The organism is Candidatus Seribacter sulfatis (genome assembly GCF_964187635.1).
Lineage (GTDB): Bacteria > Verrucomicrobiota > Verrucomicrobiia > Opitutales > Seribacteraceae > Seribacter > Seribacter sulfatis.
In genome coordinates, this window is the sequence record NZ_CAXLMO010000099.1 from 14583 (window position 1) to 36951 (window position 22369).

General features: G+C 43.4%; 16 protein-coding genes and 1 tRNA gene. 5 read left to right on the forward strand and 12 right to left on the reverse strand.

The window, feature by feature from the left end; all coding sequences use genetic code 11:
• Positions 1-2: 2 nt before the first annotated feature.
• Positions 3-476: a hypothetical protein gene (locus ACKPQ5_RS09490; protein WP_407678867.1), complete on the reverse strand. Its 474-nt coding sequence runs from the start codon at positions 474-476 to the stop codon at positions 3-5.
• 65 nt (positions 477-541) lie between these two features.
• Between ACKPQ5_RS09490 and ACKPQ5_RS09495 the strand changes: the two genes are divergently transcribed.
• The 3 genes from ACKPQ5_RS09495 to ACKPQ5_RS09505 all read left to right on the forward strand — a co-directional run bounded on the left by ACKPQ5_RS09495 (position 542) and on the right by ACKPQ5_RS09505 (position 2772).
• Positions 542-2071 (forward strand): tetratricopeptide repeat protein, encoded by a 1530-nt coding sequence (locus ACKPQ5_RS09495; RefSeq protein ID WP_407678868.1) that lies wholly within the window; start codon positions 542-544, stop codon positions 2069-2071.
• Between the two features lie 67 nt (positions 2072-2138).
• Positions 2139-2231 (forward strand) — tRNA-Ser (locus ACKPQ5_RS09500).
• Between the two features lie 100 nt (positions 2232-2331).
• Positions 2332-2772, forward strand: a complete 441-nt coding sequence (locus ACKPQ5_RS09505) for a hypothetical protein (protein ID WP_407678869.1) — start codon at positions 2332-2334, stop codon at positions 2770-2772.
• 50 nt (positions 2773-2822) lie between these two features.
• On the opposite strand, the gene ACKPQ5_RS09510 is transcribed toward ACKPQ5_RS09505, so the two are convergent.
• The 8 genes from ACKPQ5_RS09510 to ACKPQ5_RS09545 all read right to left on the reverse strand — a co-directional run bounded on the left by ACKPQ5_RS09510 (position 2823) and on the right by ACKPQ5_RS09545 (position 17372).
• Positions 2823-3332 carry a hypothetical protein gene (locus ACKPQ5_RS09510; RefSeq protein ID WP_407678870.1) on the reverse strand — a complete coding sequence of 170 codons (510 nt, stop codon included), beginning with the start codon at positions 3330-3332 and terminating at the stop codon, positions 2823-2825.
• A 97-nt stretch (positions 3333-3429) separates the two neighbouring features.
• Positions 3430-7188, reverse strand: coding sequence for an SUMF1/EgtB/PvdO family nonheme iron enzyme (locus tag ACKPQ5_RS09515; protein WP_407678871.1), 3759 nt, complete (start codon positions 7186-7188; stop codon positions 3430-3432).
• Positions 7095-8090 (reverse strand): prenyltransferase/squalene oxidase repeat-containing protein, encoded by a 996-nt coding sequence (locus ACKPQ5_RS09520; RefSeq protein WP_407678872.1) that lies wholly within the window; start codon positions 8088-8090, stop codon positions 7095-7097. Before ACKPQ5_RS09520 ends, ACKPQ5_RS09515 begins: the two co-directional genes overlap by 94 nt.
• Entirely contained in the window at positions 8087-11281 is a 3195-nt protein-coding gene (locus ACKPQ5_RS09525; protein WP_407678873.1) for a hypothetical protein, read from the reverse strand. Before ACKPQ5_RS09525 ends, ACKPQ5_RS09520 begins: the two co-directional genes overlap by 4 nt.
• A 4-nt stretch (positions 11282-11285) precedes the next feature.
• On the reverse strand, positions 11286-13493 hold the full coding sequence (locus ACKPQ5_RS09530) for a CARDB domain-containing protein (RefSeq protein WP_407678874.1): 2208 nt from the start codon (positions 13491-13493) through the stop codon (positions 11286-11288).
• Complete coding sequence (locus ACKPQ5_RS09535) at positions 13462-15426, reverse strand: BatA domain-containing protein (RefSeq protein WP_407678875.1); 1965 nt, start codon at positions 15424-15426, stop codon at positions 13462-13464. Before ACKPQ5_RS09535 ends, ACKPQ5_RS09530 begins: the two co-directional genes overlap by 32 nt.
• Entirely contained in the window at positions 15423-16331 is a 909-nt protein-coding gene (locus ACKPQ5_RS09540) for a DUF58 domain-containing protein (RefSeq protein ID WP_407678876.1), read from the reverse strand. The genes ACKPQ5_RS09535 and ACKPQ5_RS09540 overlap by 4 nt, the downstream gene beginning before the upstream one ends.
• 3 nt (positions 16332-16334) lie before the next feature.
• Positions 16335-17372 carry an AAA family ATPase gene (locus tag ACKPQ5_RS09545; protein ID WP_407678877.1) on the reverse strand — a complete coding sequence of 346 codons (1038 nt, stop codon included), beginning with the start codon at positions 17370-17372 and terminating at the stop codon, positions 16335-16337.
• Between the two features lie 482 nt (positions 17373-17854).
• Here ACKPQ5_RS09545 and ACKPQ5_RS09550 point away from each other — a divergent pair, with 482 nt between their 5' ends.
• Both ACKPQ5_RS09550 and ACKPQ5_RS09555 read left to right on the forward strand, forming a co-directional pair.
• Positions 17855-18067, forward strand: coding sequence for a hypothetical protein (locus ACKPQ5_RS09550; protein ID WP_407678878.1), 213 nt, complete (start codon positions 17855-17857; stop codon positions 18065-18067).
• Between the two features lie 499 nt (positions 18068-18566).
• A complete protein-coding gene (locus ACKPQ5_RS09555) occupies positions 18567-18917 on the forward strand; it encodes a hypothetical protein (protein ID WP_407678879.1) in 351 nt (116 codons plus the stop codon).
• A gap of 17 nt (positions 18918-18934) precedes the next feature.
• Here the strand turns inward: ACKPQ5_RS09555 and ACKPQ5_RS09560 are convergent, their stop codons facing one another.
• From ACKPQ5_RS09560 to ACKPQ5_RS09570, 3 genes are all read right to left on the reverse strand, one after another.
• On the reverse strand, positions 18935-20671 hold the full coding sequence (locus ACKPQ5_RS09560) for a divalent metal cation transporter (protein WP_407678880.1): 1737 nt from the start codon (positions 20669-20671) through the stop codon (positions 18935-18937).
• A gap of 80 nt (positions 20672-20751) precedes the next feature.
• Positions 20752-21207: a plastocyanin/azurin family copper-binding protein gene (locus tag ACKPQ5_RS09565; RefSeq protein WP_407678881.1), complete on the reverse strand. Its 456-nt coding sequence runs from the start codon at positions 21205-21207 to the stop codon at positions 20752-20754.
• Between the two features lie 76 nt (positions 21208-21283).
• The coding region (locus ACKPQ5_RS09570; RefSeq protein WP_407678882.1) for a prenyltransferase/squalene oxidase repeat-containing protein at positions 21284-22369 on the reverse strand (1086 nt) is incomplete at its 5' end.

Below are 22369 nucleotides of genomic sequence, written 5' to 3' on the forward strand. Positions count from 1 at the left end.
CTTTAACGAGTAAAATCATCAAGCGAGAGCACCCGCATTCCGTGCTTTTGCAATGCTTCTTCTCCTATATCTTCGTCTTCCATGGCCAAGGCTAGTACCGGCTTATTATTAGGCTGGTGAAGAAAGGGGTAGACATAATGGATATTAATTTCTGCGTGAAGTAGCGACTGGGTTATTAAATGAAGGGAGTCTTCATTCTGAATCTCAACCGCTATAATATTCCTTTCGGTAAAACTGATGGAGCGAGATTTTAGAAGTTGTGCAGTTTCCTTCGGGTAATTCGTTACCAGGCGAATAACGGCTGAATCAGTAGTGTCCAGTACTGAAATCGCCAGGGCATGAATGTCCTGTGATTTTAACATGCCAAGAAAGTCGTTTAGCCAACCGACTTTATTTTCGGCATAAATAACAAATTGCCTAATAGTTTCTTTTCCTGGGTTACGCAGGGTTGATGGGGAGTGATCAGATAAGTCCATAGATAGAGTAAAGTTGAAAGCAGATTCAGAAGGTTAAACAATTTATCTCTTTCCTCGCAAGCAATTTGAAAAGCGTTCAAAATAGTAAGCTTGCCTACTTACAGGTAAAAAGTAGAAAATGTCGAAAATATCCAATGCACTACATTCCTAAAATTCTTCTTTTAATTCATCTATTGTTTGTACCCATTTTACTTTCTGGAAATGAAGGAAGCAAATGGATGGAGTCAGACTTAAAAAACTTAGAGTCGAGTGCTCAAGATGGAGACTCCTATGCCCAGGCATTTTTGGCTCTTTGTTATATTCACGGGGATAAAGGCTTAGAAATTTCTTTTGATAAAGCGAGCTATTGGGCAAATTTATCCACAGAAACTAATCATTGGCTCGGTCTTTTCACGATCGGTTATCTACATCGGTTTCCACCTCTCGGGCCCAATGCAGAAAAAGTGAATAGCTACTATAATAATGTCTTTAAAGACCCGGATGGTATGGTGGTAAAAAATGCAAATGCTGGTGACCCAATCGCATCTTATGTACTCGCGGAGATATTTACAGCGGAAGAGGTGGAACCCAATCTAAGTGCAGACCTACAATTTGCAGCGAAACACTATGCGAGTGCATCAATAGTAGGCTATGGTCCCGCTTCGGTGCAACATGCTTTACTTAAACTTCATGCCAATGCAATTGGAGGTCAAAATATTAATATTGGAAAAGACTTACCTGGAGGTGTTTCGATTCTTGAAGAAGTTGCCAAAAAGCAACTTCCTGCAGCTCATCACTTTTTAGGGAGGTGCTATTTTAAAGGAATTGGGGTTGAGGAGGACTACAAAATGGCCTTAGTTCACTTTCAAGCTGCCGCCGACCGTGGGTATACCACTTCTCAATTAATTGTGGCCCATTTTTATGCCTACGGTCTGACTGGACCTGCAAAGATTGATCTCGCACTTCGCTATGCGAATTTGGCTCTTCTGCAAGATCGAGAAAATGCCTCGGAAAAAATTTATGAATACGAACAACTTTTGGCGAACCAAACGACTGGAAATACTCAATCTTTAATGCAGCAGTCTGATAATTCGGTTCCTTCACCTACTAATCCCTCCTATAATGAACCGCCTCCTTTACCTCCGGATCCTTCGATAATTAGCACAGCTGAAACTGCAACTACTGAATTTAAACCGACTCTTAACCGATTGCCCTCGATTTATGATAATGTGAAATCTGATAATCAACCTTCTGTTTTGCCTAAGCCGCCAGAATTACCAGATTCCTCTTTTTCACCTTCTCCAACTCAACTGAAACCTACATCAAGATTACGATCGTCCAATATTCCTAACGATGATTTGGAAATGGCGAAGAAGTATTATTTTGGGCGCGGTGTAAGTGTTGATCCGAGTCGTGCCTATCCATTATTTCTTCAGTCTGCTAATCGTGGAAATCCAGAATCTGCTCGCTACCTAGGCATTATGTATTTACGGGGCAAAGGAGTTCAAAAAGATACCCAAAAATCACTTGAATGGTTTTCCCGAGCTGCTCAAGGTGGAGACGAAATTGCGAAAAAGAACTTGAAAACTTTACAGCTTATGAATGCACATAAGTAAACCTCTTATTCTACAAAATTTATTCTCATTGCATTGCAACTGATAAAAGTTTATCAAAATATTATTAGGAGAGATGGCAGAGTGGTCGAATGCGCTGGTTTGCTAAACCGGTGAGGGGCTAATAGTCCCTCCACGGGTTCGAATCCCGTTCTCTCCGCCAATTTAATTTAGGTTTTAATCACTATAAAGCCTCCTAAATCTTAATTCTTTGGCAATTTTCCAATGTTGCCCTTAATCATATTGTTTATTTACAGTAGATAATGAAATTTTTGATTTATCCTTTTTTTGTTTTCACTTGTCTACTTGTCGTTGGATCTTGTACGCAGGTTGAATACACCCGTTCGGTGGGTAATCAATCTAGAGAAAACATTGCGGAACCCCAAGCAGTCCAATTGGAAAAGCCAGAGTATAAGGTTGTCTATCGAAAAAGTAATTTGGAGGCTTTATCTTTAGGGAGAAATAGAATTGAAATTCAGGAACTAATGGGAGAACCGGACGGTAAAAGCTTAGATGGAGGAAATGGTTATCTTTGGGATTATCGAAGACCAGTATTTGATGAAACAACCGACGAAGTGTATGGGTGGAGTTTAATTTCCTTTAAGTTTCTCAAAGGACTTTGTGCTTATGTAAATATTAGACTAGAGCAATTGCCTCCTGAGCTTTTACAGGAACAAAACACCAAGAAAATATTTAAATTTTGATTTCCGAAAAATTAATCAAACAAGTTGAATTCTTGTTCGATCAATTTTAATTAAGGCAGGCGAACTATTGTAATCCCTTTTTTTAAACCTGCTGGTTTAAAGAGTTTGCCCTTAGGGTCGGTAATCTTAAGCGACTCCCCTGATGAACATGTGATAGTGAGTGGACCATTATGATTTATGGGGATTTTGTCCCCTGCCATTAAGCTTACCCATTGTAACTCATTACCGAATTTATCTTGTATTAAAACCCAAATAGTACCAATCGCTTCAATGCTATAAAGATTGTCATAGGGGCGAGACTGCTTTGAGGCTGAATTCTTTTTTGAGTAGTCCCGAGCTCTTGTTTTTTCTCTATTTTCGTAGTTTCTACCGTACGGGTCTGGCGAAGGTGGTGGGGAATAAGTACCAGTTTGACTTCCTTGTGGAAACGGTGAGTCCGGATAGGGTGGGGGAGCATCAGGCAATGCAGTGGGGGAACTTCCCCAGCAACCTAGTAACAAGAAAAAAATAAAAGGAAGTCCAAAAACAGATACGAATTGTAAGCAAACTTTTGTTTTCACTGTAGTAAAATTATTTGAGCAAAGATTGGGCAATGATTAATAGGTATCACTTGCAAATCTCGATACAACCTTAAAATAAATTTTCGATTTTATGAAGTTAATCAAACCAAGATTCGACTTGGTTAAATACTTTATATTCAGGACTACTCAAAGCAGGAGGAATAGTGGTAGGATAAATGAGCAATTCATTCGTTTTAAGCTTTGCTACGATAAGGCTTCCGTCGGGTGAAAATGCGCAATCAACAAACGGAGAAATAAGTTGATCTCCAAGAGTAGAGATCCACTGACCCGTTTCAAAACACCACAATCGCAGGGCTCCATCAAGTGTTGTCAGTACGAGCTTTTTATCGGGGGAAAGTCGATATCCTTTTTTTGAAAAGTCAGGTTCAACAGGAGCGTCAAGATCTGTGAGGAAGTCTGGCAGTTGTTTTGAATAGGGCTCAGTTTTATCGGCTAAAGCAAAGAAGAAATCGGGAGATTGTTTGAATCCTTTCGTTTCGTCCTGAATACAAATATTATTAATGATGGGAGTCTTTCTAACTGAACAAATTCCTTCACTTGTCGAGAAAATGATTCTTTTTCCATAGGGGGAGAATGAAAAATCAATAATGTTTTTCAGGTTTAATTTTACAATCTGATAAACCAGTCCGCGGCTAGTTTCGGTAAACAGCAACATTCCCGATTGCGTGACAGAGACAAAAGATTCCTCATTCGGAAAAAATCGGCTTTTCACGCATCCAATATACGGAAATGGGTTTAACTTAATTTCCTTTCCGTTATGAGCATTAAATAATTTGGGAAGCACGCCCAACCCGGATGTCAGAATTCTCGACCCATCAGAATTGTATTCGAGGAAATCGAAACTGGTATTGTGATCGGTTCCGTAGACCGACCATTTTTTATCTGCTTTGGGCAGGCGGTAAGTATGCAATTTACCATCCAACCCAGAAGTCGAAAAACTCCGACCGTTCGGAGCAAATACCGAACTGGTTACCGCGAAGGTATGCTGCGTGAGCTTATGTTTTAATTTCAGTGATTTTCCATCAAACAAGTACACCTCTCCATTTGCACACCCCGCAAGGATCCACTGCTTATCTGTGGTTGCATCAATACTGGTAATCGATGAATTGAGGTCGGCAATTTGCTCCAACGGTCGACCTGAAAAATCGGTAATTCCTACTACTCCATCACTCGAACCGGTAATGAATTCATTTCCAAATGCCCGGGTGATTGCCTTGGGTGAGGATAGCATACCCGGACTTCCCATCAAAAAAGTTTTTGGTAAAATAGGGAGAAGAGTAAGTTTGAATTGATCGAAGCCTATAGTCTTATTGGAAAATTCATTTCTGGTTGAATTTCCTTCGTAATTAAGAATCGGACCTAGAACGATACGGAATCCACGGTCACCCTGTACAATTGAAGGTGCATTCGCTCCCCGATAAGCTGAACGACAACGGTCAGCCTTTACATCGTAACAACCGCCGCGTAAGGTTTTCCAATTTCCGGTGGTAGAGAAAGGATTAATTTCCCCCGAAACTCGTTGTTCAAGCATATTTACCTTTTCACTCTGTGTTGAGTCGAGACACCATTCCCAAACATTTCCATGCATGTCATAAAGTCCAAGTGAATTTGGAAGCTTTTGTTTAACTGGATGAATCTTATTTCCGGAATTACCGGCAAACCAGCCGTATTGATCAAGGTGTTTTTCACTGAGTTCCACATCGTGGTTCATTGGTCCTACTATACTTTCACAGTAGGGGCCATCGCTGCCGGCACGGCAGGCATGTTCCCACTCGGTCTCTGTGGGCAATCTCCAAATATACCCCGTGGGCGGTTTTTGTTGTTTATTTAATTCTTTGCAAAATTTTTGTGCGTCGAACCATGAACATACCACGGGGAATGAACTATTTTTGTCGAGACTTGGATTTTTAGATGTGACAATTTCGTATTGTTCCTGAGTGATTTCTGTTTGCCCGATCCAGTAGGGATTCGAGAGAGTAACGGCGCGTTGTGCCTCATTGGAAAAACGACCCACTTCATTGGGGAATTTCGCGGGATCGGAGAAAGAACCTGAAGCCAACTTTGCATGCCCGCTCCACAAGGCATATTCTCCTTCTTTACACAGAGTAAGAACCGTATCTTCATTACCTGCGAAGGATGCGGAAAAAAGCCCTTTCTCTGGATGTGGGGAAAAACTTAGGATTTCTTTGGACTGCATGCATTTGGCGAGAAACGAAAGTCTTGACCAATACCAGGATCGTAAGTCTTTGGGTTGGGAATCCAGAATGGAAAGGGCCAGTTCCGGGTTTTGTTTATTGAGGGCTTTTTGGGCTTCATCAATTTTACCTAAGTAGTTACGCAGTCTAAGTAAATGTTGATTACATTTCATTTGTTGAACAGTATCCAGAGAAATCTTGAATTTTCCAAAATCTGGATGAACAGCATGTAAAGTCTCCTTTGAAATGGATAAAATATTACAACTTATCTGACCGAGAGATTGAGTAAGCAAAATTTGCTCTTTCGATTTTTCGGCTTGGGGCAGGAGAGATTCCTTATTGAAATGAACACTTTGAACACGGCTTAAGGGAAGACTGAATACCCCTCTTTTTGTACCGAGAGAAAAGGCATTTTCTTCTCCTGAAATTGAATTCAAAATCGTGGAGTCACCGTTCGTGAAGACAATATAATTTGAATTTTTGGGAGCAGGCATCTCCTTTTCCTTTGAAGGGAAAAAGGAACCATTCCAACCGGCAATATTTACTTCCTTTAGCCGGATATATGAATTTCCACCCTGATTGATAAAAAGAATCCCATCTCCATCGGGTTGGAAATCTTCAGTTGAATCCTTCCAATGGGCCACCTGTTTCCCATTGATGAAAATGATAAATTCTTTTTTTCCACGGTGTGCCAGTAATGAAATGTTTACTTTCTTTTGATTAATCATTTCCTGGACTATTAATGAGCCTAACGTTTCTCTGATTATTCGGCCTTTTATCCTCTTGTTTGCCTGTAGATTAATCCTGTTATTTGAAAAAGAGAGATGGTAGCCAACATTTCCATAACTTGACCCATCAGAATCGGAAAAAATTCTTAAGGCTAGATAAAAAGACCGTTCCCATTCCGCATCAAATTCGATTTCGATGACATCTTTTCTGGGTAGTGACTTGCCGGTACTACCTGAAAATATGGATACAAAATCCCCATCTTCATAGGACCATGATTTACTATTACTTTTCTTCCATTTTTCCATTCCCATTGAAGGATCGAAAAGAGATTCATGGGTAGTGGGAAGAAATTCCAATTTTTGAATAGCATCAATTGGGGCCTTGATCGGATCGGAGAACCCCGTCTCTACTAGCAGGTGATTTTTGGTTAATTCAATAAAATTACATTTCAACTTATCTCCGTTTTTGAAGTATAACCGTAGTGCCTTTTCTTTTTTGGATATCACTTTTTTAGGAGGACTAGACCGATTAAAAAAAATGTTTGAAACTGATTTATAATCAAAATTAATTTCTCCCGAAATTGATTTATTTTGCCAAAATAAATTTTGCTCGGCATCGAGTCTAATTAAATATCCAGTGAGCTCGGAATCATCAGAGAGGCGAATTTTTTCTTCTCCAATTCGATTGATCTTTTTTTGTTCTGTTTGATTGGAGTCAGTAGGTAAAAGGAAGTGGTCCGAGGTAACTGGGTCGAGTGCAAATAATTGAACGATTCCAATCCAAAAACAAAAAATTAAAAAAGGAGTGATCTGCAGGTTCATCTTTCGTAAATGGGAAGATAGCGATAATTCAAGGCGAGGGAAAGAAGTGCTGCGGTAGTGGCGAATGTCTTTCCGTAATTCCCATTCCATGAACCGTTCTCTGTTTGTGTGGACTGAAGCAGTTTGAAGTTTTGAGAATTCCATGAGTTCCACATGGATGGGCTCGCCCTGAACATTGCTTGTGAGGTGTAATAAAGGCTGTAGTATTTGTGACCCTGGTCCCCGAACGGTGAATTTTTCTTGAGGTAATCGACCGAATTGCGGTATGCATCCGTATTGGTGTCCTTGGCCAAGGATAAAATGAGTGAGCCAATGGCTGATCGGGGCAGATTGGCCCCACTTGCAGTCGTGTATCCAAAGCCACCGTTTGAATCCTGACAGGAGAGCAGGAAGGCCTTCCCCTTATCAATGGACTCTTCGGGTACTTTTATTCCTGCATTTCGGGCCGCAAATAAAGCTACCAACTGAGCACCCGAAACGGTAGTGTCTGCATCCTGGCTTTCAGGACTGTATCTCCAGCCTCCTTTTGAGTTAGATTTTTGAGAGGAAATGATTAACTTGGTCGCTTTTTCGAGAGCAGGTCCAAGCCTGAGATCATTGGTGAGCCCATAAGCTTCCGCCAATGCAAGAGTGGCAAATCCGTGATTATACATGGAGTTGCCTATGTAACCAGTTTTCTGATTCTGATCTTTGAGTAGGGCATCCATGGCTCTTTTGACATGAATGCGGTAGGGTCCAAACTCCGGATCATCACCGCGGGCTAGAAAGGCGAGGATCGCCATTCCTACCACTCCTGGTTGGGAACCATAGGAACTGTCCGTCCAGTAACCTCTCTCTTCTTGGCTTTCGGCTAGAAACTCAAGACCTTTTCGGTATGTTTCGTCAATCTCTCGAACGAGTAAATCATTTGATTGTTCGAAAAGGTCCTGTCCGACCAGTGGGCAGAACAGCGAGGAATAAATGAGTAGTAAAAGCGAAAGTTTTCTCTTCATTCTTCTATACTCCTAAAATAATTTTCCATAATTTTTTTGAACTCAGGGGGAGGGGATTGGGACATCCCACCGCTTTTCTTAGATTTCCGGGAGTCTTTAGGTAAGTTTAGGACTTCACCTGCGTTTTCACCAAGTTCGCGGTCACTCGTTCCTCCTTGGTTCGAACCTCCTCCTGATTTTCCGGCCGTCATGACCGGGGCTTTTCCTTCACCTCCCTGTCCTAGTTGCTGCATTAGGAACTGCATCGCCGTTATGCTGAGTCCCTGAGTACTCGATTGTGGGGAGTTGTTCGTCTCCAAAATTAGGTTGATTAGGTCGGTTATGATCTCCTTGGATTGAGTTTGGGCTTTTTGTGTTATTTCTCCTGCTTCGCCTTTTTTTAACCCGATAGCCGATTCGGACATTGCGGTATGGGTATCGTCAAATAGGGGATTGAGACTTTCCTCGGCGAGCTCGATTTGAACATCGGTCAGATCAAGCATGAGTTCTAGCTGTTGATCGTTGAGGGTATTTGTCCAGTTTTCACGCTTTGCTTTAAAGTTACCGCTGTCAACGACTTGAGTCTTCTTAATAATATCTCCTTGACCATCGCGGATTCTCAAAAGAGCGAGGATTTGTTCTGTGATTTCTTTTCCCATTCCCTCTCCTTGGCCTTGCCCCGAGCCGCTCCCCGACGGAGAGATTTGTGCATCGAGCATGTCTGCCCACACTTTGAATTTCTCTTCCCATAATTCGAGGGCGTCCATAGCCTCGAAAGCTACATTGCGTTCAATTTTGTGCGAGACCATCAGTAATCCACTTTCTGTCTTTTCTTTGTCCATCAGTTTGCTTACTTCTCCATAAACCTCCGTGCCCGTTCTTTCATGAAACCGGCTAATTTCTTCTGTCTTTTCTTTCTCCATCAGTTTGCTTACTTCTCCATAAACCTCTGTGCCCGTTCTTTCATGAAACCGGCTAATTTCCTTTTGAATTTCTCCCGCTTCCAAATGGGTATCGAATTGGAGCATTTCCATCCGGTCTTTTTCTTTTGAAACCTTTGGTGTTAGTAGTTCAATATTTGCTCCAATGGATGCGGGTAGAATTTTGAGTATTCCCTTGGTCAAGTTCTTTTCGGTCTGTTCCACCTTTCGAAGGCGTTGGGCAAAATTGAGTGCTTCGAGCCTGTCGAGTTGTTCCGAACTGTCAGCCAGTATTTCCTGAAGTTCGCTAATCGCTTCGCGTTCGAGTTGTTCGGCTTCGGCGAGTGATTCCGAGGCCGAGGAGGGATTGGATACTTGGGCCAGGTTCATTTTTGAACTGGCGGGACTCATCTTAGTGGAGGCGACGCCTTTCATCTTTTCAAGAGTTTCTCCAAAATCCTCCAGGGCTTCCTGATCAAAGACCGGATTTCTTGCTGCCTCCTCTAGCACCTTCATTCCTTCTTCCGCATTATTTCTTAGGTTGCGTGAATTCGTTCTTTGCATGTCGGCTAATTTTGAAAGTTTTTGCTCCGTCTTCGGATCGAATGATTCTTTACTGTCTTCCACCAACTCTTCGATTTCGATTGTTTCCATCAGTAGGCTTTCCTGTTCACGAGCAATTTCGGAAGTGCGTGAAATAATTGCCTCCATATTTTCCCGAATGAGTTGGGCATGCTTTTCGGGACCTACGACGAAAAACCTTACTGTTCGGGACGAGCTCAATTCCCGACCTGGCATCCGGTCGAGGACTTGCGCACTGAATTCTGCGATATCTCCGTCTTGGAGTGTAAAGAGTCTTGGATCGAAGGGGAAATTAAAGTTGGTTACGGTAAGGTTACTTTCTTTTTCAGTTTGGACATAAAGTGTGCTTTCGATGAGGAGGTCATTCCCACGGATGGCTTTCATTTTTAGGCGACTCTCGGCTACCCCGAAGTCGTCCTTTGCCATGATCTCCAGGGTCTTGGTCTCGAACAGGAGGATGGAAGATTCGGGTGGTAATTTACTGATATTAACGGTTGGAGGAGCATCTGGCAGAGCAAGTAAATCAATGAAGTGATTTTGTTTTGGTTTGAGACCAAACTGATCAATGAAGCCAATTTCCACCGATTGGTCCTCCTCCACATCGTTCAATCGAATGAGGAACGAATCCTTACTTTTTTCCGAGTCAAGCGGACCGGTGTCGGAGGAAGCAGTGACATTCGAGAGTTCCCGGTCCGTTTGACCTTTGATAATCAAATCGGAACCAATGGGGAAGGAGACTAATTTCGTAAATGCATCGGTTCTATAATCGGAGAGGGCGAGGTATTGAGGATAAGAAACTGTTGCCTGGGATACTACTATGCTTGGCCGTGCAAGAGGAACCAAGGTTATTTCACCTCTGTAGTCTCCGGCCGTGAGTTTTAATCTCCTCGTTTTTTGCTGGCCCGGTATGAGGAATTTATAAAGATTATCCTTCCTGTCGGCCTTGAGGATAAGAGCATTGGCACCATTCAGTTGAATTTCCTCGGGTTTTTTTTCTGAATCATCGGCCAAGGTAAGCCGAAGGGTGCTTGTTTCACCTTTTGCGATATAAAGAGTTGAGGGAACCTCGGAAAATCGAGTGAGGGTCTTACGCTGGAGGTTTGACCAGGGAGAGGCCCATCGCATTGAGGCGTTTAGGGCTAGTCCGGGGTAAGTATAGAAGCAGGCGAGTGTGGCGAACAGGCAAAGTATTGCCGCAACGCCGGCACGTCTAACTGGCTGTCGGTCAAAGGTCTCCGAAAGGGATAGGTGCGAGATCTCTTTTTCGACCCGTTGAAGGGCGGCTTTATAAAGAGATTCGGAATAGTGGGGGGAATCTGTATTCCTTTTTTCCGCCAATTCAATGATCCCTAAAAAACGATCGCCCGGTCCACCGAACTTCGCTCTCACTTGCCTCGCGAGCCATTGGGGGGAAGTGGATTTCAAAAAGGCATTTCTACGGATCATCCAGGCGAATAAAATCGCCCCAAGCCATCCCGAACAACTTACTAGTAATCGAACCCCAATGGGGGTATCCCATAACCGGTCTGAAATAAAAAGACCCAACCAGGATATGCAGAGAGAAACCAGTAAAAGAGATCCGAACTTGATCGAAAAGATTTTACGGGAGAGCTTTTTCAGGTTGGTAAGAGATTCAATCAGGGATGAGGGCAGGGAGTCATCTCTCATTGCTTGAGGTAATTCTCTACTTTGTCGGTTCAATTCATTCATCTTGTTAAATCATCCCTGCCAGTTTGCGCCCCGTCCAGTAAATTACTAGTAATCCAAAGAGAAAAAGTCCCCACGCGGTATCGGTACGAAGCCTATGGATTTGAATTACGGCTTGGGGGGCGGGAAGAAAGGAAAGTGCTTGGGTTACCTCCTCATACTCTTGATAGTTTACAGATTTCCCTCCCGTTAATCGGGCTAGCTGGAGTAAGTCGCGTGAGACTACCGGTTGACCTAGTTTCTCTTTCATTTGCCTTTCAACTTTAAGGGTCATGCCTAACTCTCTTTCTGCAGGGAAAGTCTTGACCTCCATGCGAAGATCTCCTGGTTCCCGGGCCTTGAAGGAGGTGAGATATACGCCCGGTCCTTCTTCGTCAGCTGTGAAGCGAAGGCTTTCTCTTTGTCCCCTCGGATGAATAATTACACCGTCTACCTCACCATCCTCCAAAGGAAAACCGGCTTTATCCAAGACAATACAGCGGACAAAAACATTTTCTCCGGACTTTGGCCTCTCCGGATCGGGGATCAAACGAATGCCTTCTTTTTCTGCCAAATATCTCCCGTGGGCCATCCAACGTACGACTTGGCTCCAGAAACGGTAGTGGTATTTGTCTTCGACTCCCCGTCTCCATCGCCACGCTCCGTCACTGCCGAGAAAGAGAGTTTTTCCGGCTCCGGCATAGCGGATGGCCAGGGTGGGCATACGTCCCCAGTCGTTACGGAAATTGGAATGAACGGCCAACACCTCGGAGCCTGGTCTACTTTTACTTACTATGGCAGACCAATGAAACCCGGGAAGTCTATCCCAAAATTGCCGGTCCGGTTCTCCAGCTCCTCGGAGGTTGGTTAGCCAGTGATCTTTGCCGCGTGCCGTCAGCTCCAACTTCGATTGGTTCGAGGTTCCGAGACCAGTGGGTTTTTGAGGGTCGTACACGATGGGCAAAAGATCGGATATCGGAGAATTAGTGAGGGTCAATTGCCTTCCTCTGCGCCCAGGAAGGAAAACCAATCCGGAAGCTTGTAGACGAATGAGTTCGTCCAGGTTTTGACATTGTTCCTCGCTAAGTTCGTTTTCACCCAGTCCCACATCGCCGAGAAAAACGACATCGAATGAAGCGAGTTCATCTTTGGTGTTCGGGAAACCGGGGAGATATCCCTTTCCTTCTCCCGGGGCAATACCGGGATGAAAAAGAACGCATTTCATGTCAATCCCTGGATCCCTGTCCAGAGCGTTGCGTAAAAAACGATATTCCCAACGGGGGAAAGAATCTACGATAAGAGCTTTGATTATCTTGTTTTCAACCCGAGTGGAAAGTATCCTTTCGTTATTTCCCGGTAAGCTTTCACCTTGAACCTCTTGCACTGAGACTTTTAGCTCATAATTTCCTTCGTTTGGAGGCATCCACGAAATGCTCCCGGCGGTGTCTTCGGAAGCACGGATTAGCAAGGGTTTCTGAGTTACTAGTTTGTCGTTTGCGAACAGCCTGAGGATTGTTTCACGTCGATTTTCGAAGGTGTTGCTGACTCGATAATTAATGGTAATTTTTTCATCCTGCAAGGCAAAGGAGGGGGCAAATGCATCATCAAGTGAAAGATCGGGTAGCGGTTTGGGAGCACCGATTTGTATACTGTATACCGGAACCGAAGCCGCCCGGCATTTTCCGGCCAACGAAAGAATGGAGGGCCCGGTATTTGAGTCTCCATCCGAAAGAAAAAGAATCGCCTTAAGGTGATCACCGTCTTCTAAGGATTCTTCAAGTGCGAGGGCGAGATCAGTAGCACCGGTACCTTCTCCGGATGAAAATGGGGTTAGGGTTACGGTTGCGTTCTGCTCGAGACTTTTTCTCCATTTCGAATCAATGGCTTTGCGTGCCCATTCAATCCGTGATCCGATGGAACCGTTTGAGTCTATGGTGTCGAGGGTACTCATACTTTCCGATACATCGAGCAGGCAGATGATTTCAGGAGGGTCCTGCTTTTCCTGTTTATTCACTTTTTCAGGGTTGAACAGGGTAATTAGGATCAGGGCCACGATCAAGAAACGAAAGATTTCAAGAGCCAGAATACTTTTCTTTTTTCCAGAACGATTCCAAGTACGCCAAGACAGAAATATGCTGAGAGACAAGACAAATAGAACGAGCAAAAGGTCGAACCAATCCCAAGTAAGTCGCCAGTCCAAAAATTCAAGCATTGATCGAAATGGCCTTGTTTTCATGGGCCAATGCCGGTTGACCTAACAATGCCTCCCCCAAAAGCAGGATGAGGCAAAGGGTCAGAAAAAAGGACCAGGCTTCCGACCGGTCATTTGAAGCGGAGGAAGACTCGTCTTCTAACAGGCGGGGGGAAATATTCGGGAGTTTCTCGAGGATTTGTTCTACTGTCAGGAATAAGGTGTCATTTTCGCTCTTGGGACGGTTGATCGCAGTGAGCCTTCCATTAACCCTGTAGATTCCCGCATGGAGATAGGGAACCTTGTCTTTTGCATCTCCAATCGGTTCAAATAAAATAGATTCTTTAGATTCCTTCTCTCCGCAGAACCACGATTGGATAAAGGAGTTGGAGGAGGAGGACTCCTCGATCAGTCGCTGTAGGGCAGGGACGAGGACATAGCCATCGGACATACTCGACCAACTATCTAGAGGAAGGGTTGAAAAGAAATAGACAATCCCTTTCCCGAGAGTCAGACAGGAGAGGAAAGGCTTGCCATCGGAATAGTAGGCCAGGGTCTCTCCTTGTTGGGGAGTTCTGCGTCTTTTGATTGCAAGGCGGTCGAGGGGTAGCCGGTTGCCGTCCGATGAATTGGTAAGGAGTCCAGAATCTTCCCTCCAGTTGCTGACTTGAAAAATTTCATCTTCCAACTTTTCCTCCAGGGAATTCCAGGAAAGTAATTTGGAACCATCCGAACTTGTTACCTCGGGTGGAAAAAGAACAAGGCTTCCTCCCTTAATGACAAATTCCTCGAGTACTGTCTCCACCTTCGAATTGATTTCCCCTTGATGAATGAGAATCTTTCTGGAAAGTAAGTCCTTCTCTCCGAAACCGCTTAAGGGGAGAGGATCAGGGAGTTCACCTTGTTCGGTTTGAGATGCCGAACGAAGAATTAGGCTGGTTCTTGGATTGGAAGCCCGTACCGCAACCTGCGGTGGTTCGGTAGAGCCATAGGTGAGATAGCAGATGTTGTCAGATTGGCAAAAATCGTCTGGACTGAGGATTGAAATCCATCCTTCCTCCGGTTCATTTTTAAGGTCAAAGGTAGGGCGCCACAGTACGCTTTGGGATACCAATTCAACTTCCAGTAGATCGGATTTACCATTCATTCGGGTAGTCAATCGAACTTCCTCTTTTCCTCGTCCTTTTTTCCGCAAGTTCAAGACTGGTTCAACCTTGTTGGGCATTCGATTAACTTGATCTACTGTCACACTGAAGTTGTAGGGTGGTGGGTCTGCCATGTTCAGAAAAGTCAGTTTCCAAAAATCCTTCTTTTCAGAAAGTGTCCGATTTATTTTTCTCATGATATCGGCATTCCGCTCAAGCTCCCAGTTACTGCTTTGCATGTCGGAGACTACGAGAATCTCGGCTGTTCCAACTCCTGATTCCTTTAACCAATCCAAGGTCTTCGAGAGGGTACCGGGCAGATCGGCCGCTGTATCGGTCGGTCCAAAAAACCGCTGGAGGGCTTCGTCTTTGAAGGAATCAGCACGATCAATAAAAAAAGGTTCCTCCAGTGCGGAGTCGAGAACCACAAGGCGGCTTTCTGTCCATGGTCTTGCGAAGGATTGAAAGGCTTCGAGTGCTTTCTGTCTTTTGGTCAGGGAATCTTTATCCGTAGTTGTTTCCATACTCGCGGATCTGTCGAGAACTAGGACAAGTACTTCCGGGCTGCCATTGGAAAGGGAGAAAAGGGAGTCACCTCCCGTCATAGGTCGAGCGATCATGAAAGCGAGGGCTGCTAAGGCCAGTACTCTTACAAGAAGGATGAGCCATCTTTTCAGTTTCGATAGACGCGAAGAACTCTTTCGGGCTTGGAAAAGGAAGCGGGTGGCTGCCCAAGGCACGGTTCGGTGTCTGAGAAGATTCAGGAGATGAATGATTATCGGGGCTAAAGCCAATAAGAGCCCAAGGAGGGCAATTGGTTGAAGGAAAGTCATGCTGTCTTGCCACTAATACGGTGGGCCGAAAAATTATCAATTACTGTAACCATTGGACTGTCCGTGTGAACTTGGTGATAGCGGGCCTGAGATTCCAGGCAACCCTTTTCAAGTTGATCGACATGAGCGTTTAAACGGGCGAGATATTCCTCCCGGATAACAGTCGGTTCGGTAATAAGGGAACCTCCTCCCTCCATGTCCACAAATCGGGTGGGTCGGTCAAAGGTAAAGTTAAGTTCCTGGGGATCGAATACATGAAAGAGCACTACCTCGTGCTTGCGGTCTCGAAGATGGAGGACAGCATCGATAATTTCTTCTGGTTCATCAAGCATATCGGAAACCACGAAGATCGTGGCACGCATCCGTACGGTCTCGGCAATCTCATGAAGTGATGCAGCCAGGCGAGTTTCGCCTTTTGGTTTGAGGGGACCAATAATTTCCAGGATTTCCTGAATTTGAGAAGGGTTTCTTTTGGCGGGTAAAACCTGGGTTTTTCGGTCTCGGATAGTGTGTAGTCCCACCGCATCTCCCTGACCGACATAAAGGTATGCGAGTGTGCTTAGCAGTTTTTTTGAAAATTCAAATTTGCTTATGCTATCCCCGAAATTCATCGAACCGCTGCAGTCGAGAGCAAAGTGAGCTCTCAGGTTTGTTTCGGCTTCGTACTCCTTGAGATAATAACGATCGGTCCTGGCAAACACCCGCCAGTCCATCCTTTTTGGATCCTCTCCCTCGGTGTACTCCCGATACTCTGCAAATTCTACGCTGGATCCTTTATGGGGACTTCGATGGTGTCCGGATATACTTCCCTCCATGGAGAAGGGCGTAAGTAGTGGTTCTCCGGAAATCCGGGAGAGAGAATCTTGATCGACGTAATGAGAGTAGCTCTTTTTGCGTCTTCCCATCCTTTATCTTTGTTCTTTTCTTGCGTCTTCGATTAATCGGGCCACTACTTCTGTACTGTTCATACCTTCGGAACGGGCATGGAAATTAGTAAGAATCCGGTGAGAAAGAACGGGGTTGGCCACTTTTTCGACATCCTCCATGGAGGTCATATAATTGCCCTCGAGGACGGCCCGTGCCTTTGCTCCCTTTACTAGATACTGAACGGCTCGTGGTCCGGCACCCCATTGAACCAACTTCTTTAACCAGGCTGGAGATTCATCGGAGTTGGGTCTCGTTCTGCGAACCAAGTCGACTGCCAGTTCGTGGACATGATCGGGTACGGGGACGCGCTCAACAAGTTGCTGGAATTCCTTGAGTTTCTTACCAGAAATGATCTTCTTAAGCTTGGGTAGGGACCCAATAGTGGTGTGCTTGGCGATTGCTATTTCTTCATTTCTAGTCGGGTAATCCATTTGAATAAGAAACATGAAACGGTCCAATTGGGCTTCGGGAAGTGGGTATGTTCCTTCTTGTTCGATTGGGTTTTGGGTGGCGAGAACGAAGAAGGGTTCTTGGAGTTGATGATTGGTTCCCGCAACGGTAACTCTTTTCTCCTGCATTGCCTCCAGTAACGCAGACTGAGTCTTGGGGGGCGTTCTGTTAATCTCGTCCGCGAGGATTACATTGGCAAAAATGGGACCCTTGATGAATGCAAATTCCCTTCCTTCTCCCTCTTTTTTATTTTGTAGAATCTCGGTGCCGGTAACATCAGAGGGCATAAGGTCGGGAGTAAATTGAATCCGTCCAAAAGATAATGAAGTTACCTGGGCAATGGAATTAACGAGAAGGGTTTTGGCTAAACCGGGCACTCCCATAAGAAGTGAATGTCCCTTGGAAAGCATGCAAAGAAAGATCCGTTCAATAGCATCTTCTTGCCCAATAATGACTTTACCAAGCTCGTTTTTGATTGCAGAGAAAGTATCTTTTAGGTCGCTGATTGATTGAACATCATTTTCAGAAAGTACCTCAGTTTTTTTATTGGGTGGAGTTTTGCTTACCATAGATTTGTTTTTTTCATGTGTCTAATTGAAGATTAATTCTCTGGGTCAAAAGTAATGACAATATTTGATTATTTGTAGATTTGTATGATTTGGATTCAAATTATTAAAACTATGATCTAAAAGCTATTCGATTCAATAGGTATTGATCAACAGGAATGGTCAGTTTTACATAGATAAATTTCTTTTGTTAAAAATGATAAATGTATCGTAATTGGGAATCAATATATGAGAATGAACTCGTTCAATTTGCCGTGTAACCTACAAAATTCATATTGATTTGGGCCGCCCGTGTTCGATCTTTGCAATGATAGTCTAGTCAGAACGACAAAATACCTTAAATTTTTCGACTGTTAGCATTCAATATAAAACCAACCTGTTTTCAAAAAAAGGATTGATCCTAATGACAACTTTTAGAAATGTTTGAGTAAGACCAATGATGAATACTTTTTCGTCAATGAGGCTAAATTAAACAACTCAATAAAATGATAACAGTTCAAAGGAAGTACAAAGTAATTAAAGCATCTTCGGCAAAAGAATTAAGTGAGGTTGTAAATGATAGTATTCAAAAGGAATATAAAGATACCGAAGGATTTATTTTCAGGTCATCGGCTCGTTGGCAATGCCTAGGGGGACCAATCAAAGAAGAAGGTCTTTGGTACCAAGCGGTTGTCTTTATTCAAGAAGAGGAAGAATAAATTTCTACAGAATACATACGGATAAACTACACTCTTGATCAAGGTACCTGCTACTAAGTGAGCCAATTTCGATATTCTCTTTCCATATTCTAACTCCTATTGAAGATAACTTGGTTACTTTAGGTGGTTTTTGCCCCGCAGTGCTAAGTTATTCCGCTCTTATTAAATTGGTATTATCTCCATATAGCCTAATTGGTGCACTATTCTATTAAACCTTAATGTACCTGACATTGAAGTAGTTTTAATACTAAAAAAACTAAAAAGATAACTTTTCCTTTTGATCTAGCTAGGGTTTTCATTCATGTTAATCGTAAGCACGGATTAATTGGGCGATACGCTCAATTATAAAATTGGCCGTCGACTTGGGCAAGGTCGACGGCTTTTTTTGGTTCATTGCCTGCCGCTTGATTCATCCTACGGCTTCAGTCAGCCCATCTAAGCTTAAAAATTTTACAACTAAGGTTGAATGTTTGTTACTTTAATTCTAGATACATTAGGAATGAAACAATTATTAAAATGTATTCTTATGCCCTGTATTGCATTGTGCGGAACTTACTTTCATGTAGTGGGGCAATCTTCTCCACCTGCACTTTCGCCTTCCATAAGGCCAAGCTTACCAATGAATATTCCACCTCCGCCCAGCTTTGCTTCTCTTTCAAGTAAGAGTGGAAAATACCAGATTGTAAGTGCTGAGTATTATTCTGAAGATGCGAAACCATTTTTATATAAACGGCTGGTCAAGTTCGATACCACAACTGGAGAAGCTTGGGTTTTGGCCTCTAAAATTGGATCGAACGGTGAGCAGAGAAAATGGGTACCGTTAGAAACCCAAAAACCTGCCTCTCGATAGGAGTAAATTTTTTAATTCTAATTAGTTTTAATAGAATCTAATTTCTTTTTTAATTGTTGAAACTTGAGATCCATCGCTTCCGTTTTTTTAAGAAGTTTTTTATTTTGGAGCCCAAAGTGTCCAATTAGAAGGAGGATACCAAAGCCAATCAGTGCAATTCGACCAAATTGTATATCCCCCCAACTTTTATTCCAGGCAACATAAAATGCGGCTGTACCCATAATACCAAGTGACAGGATCAAGCCTATATTCCATATAACTCGCCCTAATCCTTTGGGTCTTTCTCTCCCTAATACCTTTTTACTGTTAATCAACAAAAAGAAACTGAGATACGCTACAGGTATTAGAGTAAATCCGAGGATTGATGTCGGAACCGCGAGCCAAAAAGCAGCGTCGCTCCAAACAAAGGGACCTAGTACTCCGATCCCGGCAATGTATGCTCCTCCTAAAAATACAGGTCCCTTATGAGGTTTTCCTAATACTTCGCAGATCGCATGACCATTGATTGTCATTAGAATAATAATAGTGGACAGAGCCATACCGACTACTCCGATTCCAAAAATAATTTGGGACAAGGTATCATTTGCCGTTAATGATTTCAGGGATTCAGCCAAGTCACGGGCATCTCGTTTTACGAGCATCGCAGCAATTTGCTTGTCGGATTCTGGGATGGTTGAGCCCAGTTCCTTTTTTTGAACAGGAGCTAAGCTTGCAAATTTTTCTTCGCCTAATTCTAGTTCGAGCCTTTCGGTAATAAATGCATTATATCCCTTGGCCAAATTAGAGCGCAGTACTCTGTTTTCATAATCTTCGTAGGCAGACTCTGGTTTTCCGTTAAACTGTGTGCCGGCTGCAATCACAACGCAGGAGGTTGCTACCACATAGGGAATAAGAAGGGCAGTCCATAAATCAAATTTAGCAAGGCCTCTATGTTCTCTTCCCCATTTTCGGCTAAGAAGAACAAAAGGCATAAAGAATGTCATGTTGATTCCTACTGCAGTTGCAGCTGCTGCAATCATCACATCTTTTTGTAAATTTATGATTTTATTTTCCCAAAAGGAACGAAATTCGCCAGTCCCTTCTAGAAAAGGAGAGTAGACTTCCGCAGGTTCATAAAAAAGCGAGAAGTTTGGAATAAAGCCAGCCGCAATTTCGTTCCAAGGTAATTCGCCTGCAACACCCATGCTGATTACTACTCCAAAAAAGGAAAGAACCACGAGTGCAACCATGATTTTAAGAATTAAATCAAATAGTTTAACTCCTTTGCTTCCTCGATCGTAAGCCCAGATGATTATGCATGCCGTGATGAGGATGGATAAAACTACGAGCACTTTCCCTCCTGTGTTATCAAGAATAGGGAAGAGGTTTTGCGTCACTGCTGCAGTTCCCAATGAAAATTGCGGTAAACACCAGACAATATTTGCCAGGATGGTTGCGATTGCCCACCCCCAACCTAGTACAGGGTTGATTTCGTTATTAATCGAAACAAATGGGCTTTGTCCGGTTGAAAGGGTTACATGACTAATCGCACACAGCATGATGATACCCAATATAATCGCGATAGGCTGGAGCCATAGCAGTGAGTATCCAGCTAAAACTCCCAAGAATAAACTGGATGCAAGTGATCCACCTCCAAGTGTTATTGCACTTTGGAGCCATCCTGGCCCGGAAAGTTTAGTATATGTTGCTAGGCACGAGTAAAGCCCTTTGGCTTCAGCATCTTTAAGTAATTTTTTCTCTTGTTCGATCGACATACCCTTGGTATCTCGTTCCTGGACTAAATTGTCAAGAAGTCAATAATGGGCAAATAACTTAAAAAAACTGAAAGTATCGGTTATTTGACTGTCATAGTACCCCGCATCATCGCGAAGTGACCGGGGAAAGTACAAACATACTCATATGCACCTTTTTCTTTGGGAGCAGTGAAAGAAACAACATCTTGTTCACCGGGGCCTAATAATTTTGTGCTGGCAATCACATCACCTTTGAGAGAATCGGGAAGGGGATTTACTGCGTTCGCACCAGCACCCAATGCTTTTTGACCAAAAGCAATTGCGGAAACACCTTTTTTGAGGAGTACCAAGTTGTGTCCCATCGCAATTTTCGGAAGTTGACCCGAATTTTTAAAAATAATTTTTACTTTTTCCCCTGCGGTAACATTAAAATTTTTGACATCAAATTGCATGGTGTCATTTCCTGAAATAGTAATTTCCTTCTCCGCTTTTTTCTCGGCAAATGCGAAACCGAAGGCGTGAAAGAATAGGAGAGTTGATAGGAACAATCTTTTCATAAAAGTTTATATATACAGCAACTCCTTACTATGCAAGTTGGGAGAGTGAAATTAGTTAGGATTAACTCAATAATCGCTATACCTTTGTGGTAGGCATGTAGCGATAATAGACTTCGAGCATTAGGATTGCCATGGTTGTACGGTAAATCTCAGTATCTCCATGAAAGTGGGCTCCATGTTTCCAATGACCGTCGTCCGCTTGGTTAGAGCAAACGGTTTTCTGAAAATCTTTGTTCCAGGCTTTCCAAAATTTGGAACCTCCTGATATTCCGGTTGCCTGAAAGCAAGCCTGTGCATGGTAGTACCAACCGTAAACATTAATGCTACTCCAATCTTTTTTAATTGCTTCATTTTGGACAATCCATTCAAGCCCTTTTTTGGCTTCTTCTGACTTCGCATTTTTCCAAATTTGAAGCGAGAGGATACCAGTTCCGGTGAGACTCGATTTACCTGTTTTGCCTCTTTGATAGGCAAATCTACCTGTTTTATCCTGACATTCCTTAACATATTTGATTGCCTTATCCATTGCCTCATCTAATCCGCTAATTTCAATTCCGGTATAAGCAGCTGCTTTTAGAGCTTGGATATTCCACCCCGCTACAGATAAATCTGTGTGAGCCGCTGGGCCTTTTCCGTAACTGTAAGCCCAACCCCCATTTTCATTTTGTCCATTGATAATATGTATGGTCGCTCTCTTCGCAAACTCTTCGAGTCTCTTGATCTTAGTCATGGTGTAAGCTTCGCACAGAGCATAAGTGCGGATTGGATGAGAATAAGACCCCCTTTGATCAATCTTGGGTTCGGGGGTGGTGGAGGTGATGAACTTGATTGCTTTTTGAACGGTTTCCCCATAATCGGGAGAATCCTGCAATTCGCAGTGTCCGAGGTAGCATAATAAAGCCATTCCGGTCATCGCATTTTTATCTGAAGGTTTTGGGTTTCCTTTCTCATCCTTATCTTTTCCTCCCCATGACCCTTCGGGGTCTTGAGTTGTTTGCAACCATTTTAGACCTTTCACAATAGCCGTTTCGGTCATTGTTTTCCCGCCTCCCGATTTTAATCGAGCGATTCGTTTCTTGGGGTCACAACGTTGTTGCATCGTTTTGGGCAAAGCTAATCCAATACCCGCCATCGCTTTTGTCATTTTATCGTTATTCATGCC